At 41.8% G+C, this 6,581-nt stretch carries 5 protein-coding genes; 4 read left to right on the top strand and 1 reads right to left on the bottom strand.

The window, feature by feature from the left end; all coding sequences use genetic code 11:
* Positions 1 to 628: 628 nt before the first annotated feature.
* From ACE1EF_RS11600 to ACE1EF_RS11585, 4 genes are all read left to right on the top strand, one after another.
* Positions 629 to 2,122, top strand: a complete 1,494-nt coding sequence (locus ACE1EF_RS11600; RefSeq protein WP_375720834.1) for an ATP-binding response regulator — start codon at positions 629 to 631, stop codon at positions 2,120 to 2,122.
* Between the two features lie 93 nt (positions 2,123 to 2,215).
* Positions 2,216 to 3,691 carry a cysteine--tRNA ligase gene (cysS, locus tag ACE1EF_RS11595; protein ID WP_375720833.1) on the top strand — a complete coding sequence of 492 codons (1,476 nt, stop codon included), beginning with the start codon at positions 2,216 to 2,218 and terminating at the stop codon, positions 3,689 to 3,691.
* Positions 3,676 to 4,689: a M28 family peptidase gene (locus tag ACE1EF_RS11590; RefSeq protein WP_375720832.1), complete on the top strand. Its 1,014-nt coding sequence runs from the start codon at positions 3,676 to 3,678 to the stop codon at positions 4,687 to 4,689. The genes cysS and ACE1EF_RS11590 overlap by 16 nt, the downstream gene beginning before the upstream one ends.
* Positions 4,689 to 5,285, top strand: coding sequence for a ribonuclease HII (locus ACE1EF_RS11585; RefSeq protein WP_375720831.1), 597 nt, complete (start codon positions 4,689 to 4,691; stop codon positions 5,283 to 5,285). The genes ACE1EF_RS11590 and ACE1EF_RS11585 overlap by 1 nt, the downstream gene beginning before the upstream one ends.
* 384 nt (positions 5,286 to 5,669) lie before the next feature.
* Here ACE1EF_RS11585 and ACE1EF_RS11580 read toward each other — a convergent pair whose 3' ends face one another.
* Positions 5,670 to 6,548 (bottom strand): hypothetical protein, encoded by an 879-nt coding sequence (locus ACE1EF_RS11580; protein WP_375720830.1) that lies wholly within the window; start codon positions 6,546 to 6,548, stop codon positions 5,670 to 5,672.
* Positions 6,549 to 6,581 lie beyond the last annotated feature (33 nt).

Here is a 6,581-nt window from a genome sequence, read left to right as displayed (position 1 = left end):
GAAGTGTAGCGAAGCGGAATCCCGATGAGGAAACGATGTCGGGAAGTCCAGTCCCGGGCACTTAAAGGCTTCCATTTCGAGATGGAAGCCTTTTTTTGTTTTAACCGGACTGGACGGGAATTGTAGCGAAGCGGAATCCCAATGAGGAAACGATGTCGGGAAGTCCGGTCCCGGGCACTTAAAAGCTTCCATTTTGATATGGAAGCTTATTTGATTTAATCGGATAAGACGAGAAGTGAAACAGATCGGAATTTTGTAAAAAGCATTGCACCAAAACGGCTCACACCAGAATTCGATACAGGAAAAACTCCTGCCGGACTTTTAAACTTTATGTTAACAATAAAAATCAACTATTTTACAGAATGTAAGTAAAATATAACCGACCATAATACCGTTATACGTCCGAAACAAGTTCAATTAAAATGAGTTGCAATATAAATAAAACATTATCAGGTATCTTATTTTAACAACTACAAACTACAGAATGTCAAATACATATAATATATTTTAACATTTTATTTACATAGATATCGTAATTTAACAAAATATTTATATATTTGCATTGTAGAATTAATACGCCTCATCTCTTAAAGTGATAACTCCAAACTAACAATTTAATATTGTAAGCATGGATTTTATAGAAGAAGTTGTTATGCAGCTGAACGAAGGTTGGTTTGCATTTAACAAAAGATCATCTGAAATCAAAGTCAATTCCGACTGGGAATTTGCACCTGGAAAAACGATTTCAGAACCATTATCTCTCCAGACCTTTACAGAAACATTAAAGGTACTGAACAAAAGTCAGTTCGCTGAAATTCTGGAAGACTGCTCCAGGGAGCTTCCTGTTAAAAATTTTATCCTAAAGACCAAAAGCCGCACCTTCATTATTAATGCACAGGTTGCCCGAACTAATGATTTTCAGGTGATCGGGACGTTTATGAATGGTTCCGAAATTGAAAAAAAGCTTGAAAAATTAATACGGGAGAAAGAAACCGCAGAGTATAACGACAGGTTGAAATCAACTTTTCTTGCCAATCTGGCTCATGATATCAGGATCCCGTTAACGAGTATTTCCGGTTTTGCTGAAATGATGATAGAGGATGATTTCTCGGATGACGACAAGAGAGGGTTTGCCAGGATCATTGAACGCAATACTGAAAACCTGGTCCAGATTATCAACGACATCATTGATGTATCTAAAATTGAATCCGGCCAGATGGAACTGGTAAAATCAGTTTTCAATCCGGAACAACTCTTTCTGGATATGTTCAATCAGTATCAGGGAGAACTTGAAAGAGCCCGAAAAACTGACGTGTCCATTAAAATAGAGTTACCTGAAAACCGTGAAATACTTATTCTGGCGGATAAGTTACGATTAAAACAGATCCTGATACAGCTGCTTGACAATGCGGTAAAATACACCCATACCGGGACCATCAGATTTGGCTACAAATCTGGCAGGGGAAAAGAGATCGAGGTTTTTGTGCGTGATACCGGGATCGGAATTCCAAAGGAAAAACAGGACAACATCTTCCGTCTTTTCAAAAAAGATGAGGAGATTTACACTAAACCCTATGGCAGCAACGGGCTTGGTTTACACATTGTAAAAAACATTGCAGACCTGATGGGCGCGGGCCTGAATTTCAGCTCTGTTCCCCATGAAGGAACATCTTTTTCTTTTGCTCTTCCAGTTTATGACCAGACCAACAGCTCTCTCAGCAAAGTCAGGAAAAGTAAAATCAAAAAAACGATCAGTCCCTGGACCAACAAAAAAATACTTGTTGTGGATGACATCAAGGAGATCTATGAATACATCCGCTTATCACTCCGAAATTCAAATGTCACCTGTCTTTATGCCAACTCCGGAGATTCTGCTATAAAAATTATTGAAACCATCTCCGATATCGATCTCATCCTGATGGATATTCAGATGCCTGGAAAGAGTGGAATTGAAACGCTGGAAGAATTACGGGCACATAAATTATCCATCCCCGTAATCGCATTAACGGCATTTGCACTGACCGGTGACAAGGAGAAATTCCTCGAGCAGGGCTTCAATGAATATATTTCAAAGCCTATCCGGCAGAATGATCTCTTTAAAACATTGAAAGCATTTTTATAGGAACAGGTTTAACTGCAAAATATCGAGCCGGGAAATACATTGAATTTTCCGGCTTTTATTTGTATTTTTGCCGCTCTGATAAATGCAGGTAAAATGACTAGCAAACTCACTTTTTACAATTCTCTGTCGCGTAAAAAAGAGGTTTTTAAACCGATAAAACCACCTTATGTCGGACTTTACGTTTGTGGCCCTACGGTTTATGGTGAGCCACATCTGGGGCATGCCCGTTCAGCTATTACATTCGACCTGCTGTTCCGATATCTGAAACAACTGGATTACAAAGTGCGCTATGTGCGTAACATAACCGATGTCGGGCATCTGGAAAATGATTCCGATGAAGGAGAGGATAAAATCGGGAAAAAAGCCAGACTGGAAGAGCTGGAACCTATGGAAGTGGTTCAGTACTATACCAACAGCTACCATAATATGATGGACAAACTGAACGTTCAGCGGCCTTCCATTGAACCACAGGCCTCGGGTCACCTGATTGAACAGATTGAATTTATTAAAACCCTGGAGAAAAACGGCTGGACCTATGAATCCAACGGATCGGTTTATTTTGATGTGGTAAAATACAACCAGTCACACCAGTACGGCAAGCTTTCAGGCAGAAAGATTGAAGATCTGCTGAACACAACCCGTGCACTGGACGGACAGGATGAAAAGCACAACAGTGTAGATTTTGCCCTCTGGAAAAAAGCAGCCCCGGAGCACATCATGCGCTGGCCTTCACCCTGGAGCGACGGCTTCCCCGGCTGGCACCTGGAGTGTTCTGTTCTGAGCACCAAGTATCTGGGTGACACCTTTGATATTCACGGAGGTGGAATGGATCTTTTATTTCCGCACCATGAATGTGAGATTGCCCAGGGCGTTGGAGCCAAAGGGCATGAAACCGTAAAATACTGGCTTCATAATAACATGATCACCATTGACGGACAAAAGATGGGGAAATCACTCGGAAATTTCATCACCCTTGAGCAACTGTTTTCCGGTGATCACATAAGGCTGGAGAAAGCCTATGATCCAATGACCATCCGTTTCTTCATTCTGCAGGCACATTACAGAAGCACGCTGGATTTCTCGAACGAAGCACTTCAGGCTTCAGAAAAGGGACTGGCCCGTTTGATGGATGGTTTCAATAAGCTCAGTAAAATAGAATCGACTGATAAATCCACTGTGGATATACAGAAACTTGAAGATGCCTGTTATGCAGCCATAAACGATGATCTGAACAGTCCAATTGTCATTGCCAGCCTTTTCGATGGTGTAAGAATAATCAACAGTCTTCTGGCTGGTAAAGATACGATCACCAAAACTGATCTTGATAAATTAACAGCCCTGTTCCATATCTTTATATTTGACATTCTGGGGCTTACCGCCATAAATGAACAGAGTGCAGATTCAGGTTCAGAGCCGTACAAAAAAGCAGTGGACATGTTACTGAACCTGCGTATGGAAGCAAAAAAGAATAAAGACTGGGCTACGTCGGACCTCATTCGCGATAAGTTGAATGAGTTCGGATTTGAAGTGAAAGATACTAAAGAGGGTTTCGAATGGAAATTAAAATAAACAAACTTCTGCTTATCATTGCCCTTCCGGTTTTTCTGACCGGTTGTCCCAAAAGCAATACCGTTCAAAAAGTTTCAGAACCGGAGACGGTGAAAAAGCAGATACTGACAACACCACCTTTTAATCCGGATTCAGCCTATACATATATTGCAGAGCAGGTTGCGTTCGGGCCAAGGGTAATGAACAGTGCAGCACATACAGCCTGTGGTGATTATCTTGTACGTCAGATGAAGAGATTCGGAGCAAAGGTTTACGAACAAAAAGCCGATCTGACCGGCTTCGACAATACGGTTTATAAAGCCCGGAATATCATAGGCTCATTCAATCCGGAACTGCAACAGCGTGTCATGCTTTGCGCGCATTGGGACAGCCGTATGTTTGCGGACCAGGAAAAAGATGAGAGCCTGATGAAAAAACCCATTGACGGTGCCAATGATGGTGCGAGCGGTGTTGGTGTACTGATGGAACTGGCCCGTCAGATCGGTCAACACAAACTTCCCTTTGGTGTTGATATCATCTTTTTTGATGCCGAAGACCAGGGACAACCTCATTTCTTACCTGCATCCAATAATTCTGCCGACACCTGGTGTCTGGGCTCACAATACTGGTCAAAACACCCCCATAAAGAAAACTACTGGGCACAATACGGGATTCTGCTGGATATGGTTGGAGCAGAAAATGCGATATTTCCAATGGAAGGTTTCTCCATGGAGAATGCCCCTGAGTTAGTCAACAAGGTATGGAACCTGGCCTCAGAGATGGGATACGGACAGTATTTCCTGTTTGAACGTTCTGCACCGGTGACTGACGATCATTATTACGTAACCAAAGGAAGCGGCATCCCGTGCATCGACATCATACACTACCACAGGAGTAACAGACACGGGTTTGGTGATTTCTGGCATACACACGACGATACCATGGATATCATTTACAAGCCTACACTTTACGCTGTTGGCAGTGTATTACTGGAGCATCTGTATCAACAACCATTTTAATGCTGGAACTGTGTTATAAGAAAGGAATTCCTGAAGCCGGTTGCGACGAAGCCGGAAGAGGCTGTCTTGCAGGTCCGGTCTATGCAGCTGCTGTTATTTTACCACCGGACTTCAAAAACACACTGCTTAACGATTCCAAACAACTTTCAGAAAAGAACAGATACCAGCTACGCGAAATAATTGAAAGGGAAGCTTTAACCTGGGCAGTTGCGTCATGTTCACCCGAAGAGATTGATCAGATTAACATCCTCAATGCATCTATCCTTTCCATGCACCGGGCTATTGAAAAACTTAACATTCTTCCTGAACACCTGATTATTGACGGAAACCGGTTCAAACGGTATAAGGAAATTCCGCATTTATGTGTGGTAAAAGGGGACGGGAAATATCTGTCCATTGCAGCAGCATCCATCCTGGCTAAAACCTACCGTGACGATTATATGCTGAAACTGCATCGGGATTTTCCGGATTATGCATGGGAACGGAATAAGGGATATCCGACTAAAGCGCATCGGGCAGCCATTGCCGAAAAAGGAATTACACCGCACCACCGTAAATCTTTCCAGCTTCTGGACCGTCAGATGAAGTTGTTTTAATCAACATTTCTCGCTGATTATCGCAGATTAACACGCAGATTATCACAGAAACAAATAAGTACCGTTTAGAATTTTACGCGTTGACTTCGATATTACGAATGTAAAATTACATATTAATGATCCTTCGCATGAAATTTTGGATTACAATGGAATTTCAATTTTCGACCTACGGTTCACGAGTCACGACTAACGATTTACGTCTAACTGTTAACGATTCACGATTCACGGTTAACGAATTACGGCTCACGACAGCCCTTTTCCGGTTCCCGCAGATAACGCAGATTTACGCAGAGATAATGAAGTACGACTAACGATTTACGTATAACCGTTAACGATTCACGGTTAACGATTCACGAATTACGGTTCACGACTGACGGTTCACCTCTACCGATTAAGAAACAGACAAGTTCCGCTTTTATCTCCAATCTGTACCTTTACGATAAGAGATGTCTGGCCAGAAAAAGCAGATAAGTCCATCTCTCCTTTATACGTTGTTATGGCTTCAATCAGCTTTCCATTTAAGGTGTAAATATATACCTCTGCCTTTTCTCCCAGTGGATTTGAAAACATTATATCATTTCCTTTCTGCACAATCCTGAAATCAGCATTTTGATAAACATCAGTTTTACCGGATTTTGGACTGACAAAAATCTGATAAGCTGTGTTTTCAGCTGATTTACAACCTTTTTGATCAACAGCATAAGTATTATATTCAGTAGTCTTATTCGGCTTTAACCACACATAACCTTGTGATAATTCTGTCATTCCATCTTCTGATTCCCAGTAAAACTCCAATGGTTCAAATCCCCCACCTATACCGCCACCCGGTGAAGGTAAATAAATACTGTCACCTTCTTCAATATAAAAGCCTTGGTATCCTAAAGAATATGCATATACAGTAAACCACACATTAATGGTATCTGAAACGCTATCGCCATTGGCGTCATAAACGGTCAGGTAAAACGGGTTCCATTCGTTGCCTAACGGATAATCCAGAAACTCCGGAAATTGTGCTGTTGTATCATTCAGAAAAGCGCTTGCGGTATAAACCTTACTGAGACCGATATCATATGTGGTATGCCATGCAAATCGATAGGGTTCCACACCACCTGAAAGTTGCATCTTATCGCCCAACAGGTAAGGTTCATGTTGATCTAAGGCGACACAATAGGCGGTATCCGGTCCAAGATCAAGGGTCAGTTGTGCTGAAGCTGTACATACAGCAAACATAAAAATGAGAAGTGTAATGGTTGTTTTAGGCATAGTAAATAGTTTTATGAGTAACTGATTTGAACA

This window comes from Quyinboa sediminis (genome assembly GCF_042219855.1).
Classification (GTDB): Bacteria; Bacteroidota; Bacteroidia; order Bacteroidales; family UBA5342; genus JBHJHP01.
Note: the sequence above shows the minus strand (reverse complement) of the source record. Positions and strands in the feature narration are given on the sequence as shown.

Bases quoted from the DNA above. Each gene is read 5' to 3' on its own strand.
- ACE1EF_RS11600 (WP_375720834.1), top strand. From the start codon at position 629: ATGGATTTTATAGAAGAAGTTGTTATGCAGCTGAACGAAGGTTGGTTT.
- cysS (WP_375720833.1), top strand. From the start codon at position 2,216: ATGACTAGCAAACTCACTTTTTACAATTCTCTGTCGCGTAAAAAAGAG.
- ACE1EF_RS11590 (WP_375720832.1), top strand. From the start codon at position 3,676: ATGGAAATTAAAATAAACAAACTTCTGCTTATCATTGCCCTTCCGGTT.
- ACE1EF_RS11585 (WP_375720831.1), top strand. From the start codon at position 4,689: ATGCTGGAACTGTGTTATAAGAAAGGAATTCCTGAAGCCGGTTGCGAC.
- ACE1EF_RS11580 (WP_375720830.1), bottom strand. From the start codon at position 6,548: ATGCCTAAAACAACCATTACACTTCTCATTTTTATGTTTGCTGTATGT.